Consider the following 895-nt stretch of genomic DNA (forward strand, 5'->3'; position numbering starts at 1 on the left):
GACCGGTGCCACCGTCGAATATTCGACCGATGGCGGTCATACGTGGAGCACCAGCTTCAATGCCGTCGAAGGCCTGAACGATGTGCAGGTCCGGCAAACCGATATCGCTGGCAACACGTCCGATCCGACTTCGTTCAGCTTCACGCTCGACACGTCGGCCGCCGCGCCCGGTGTCGCGCTCACCACCGACTCCGGCAGCAGCGCATCCGATCACGTCACCAATGTCGGCACGTTGAACCTGACCGGTGTCGAGACCGGCGCGACCGTCGAATATTCGATCGACGGCGGCCATTCGTGGAGCACCAGTTTCACCGCCGTCGAAGGCGTGAGCGACGTACAGGTCCGGCAAACCGATATCGCCGGCAACACGTCCGACCCGACTTCGTTCAGCTTCACGCTCGACACCTCGGCGGCTGCGCCGGGCGTTGCGCTCGCCACCGATTCGGGCAGCAGCGCGTCCGATCACATCACCAACGTCGGCACGCTGAACCTCACCGGTGTCGAAACCGGCGCCACCGTCGAATATTCGATCGACGGCGGCCATACGTGGAACACGAGTTTCAGCGCGACCGAAGGCGTGAACGATGTGCAGGTCCGGCAAACCGACATCGCCGGCAACACGTCGGCGGCGACTTCGTTCAGCTTTACGCTCGATACCTCGGCTGCCGCCCCCGGCGTCGCGCTGACCACCGATTCCGGCAGCAGCGCCTCCGACCACATCACCAATGTCGGCACGTTGAACCTCACCGGCATCGAAACCGGCGCCACCGTGCAGTACAGCGTCGATAACGGTGCGCACTGGAGCACCAGCTTCGGTGCCCTGGAAGGCGTGAACAACGTGCAGGTCCGCCAAATCGACGTGGCGGGCAATACGTCGGCCGCGACGTCGTTCAAC

General features: G+C 64.0%; 1 protein-coding gene. It reads left to right on the forward strand.

From position 1 onward, the window contains the following. On the forward strand, nucleotides 1–895 hold an 895-nt coding region (locus tag U4Z31_RS36915), incomplete at both ends, for an Ig-like domain-containing protein (RefSeq protein ID WP_321812989.1).

This window comes from Burkholderia sp. BCC1985 (genome assembly GCF_905339915.1).
Classification (GTDB): Bacteria; Pseudomonadota; Gammaproteobacteria; order Burkholderiales; family Burkholderiaceae; genus Burkholderia.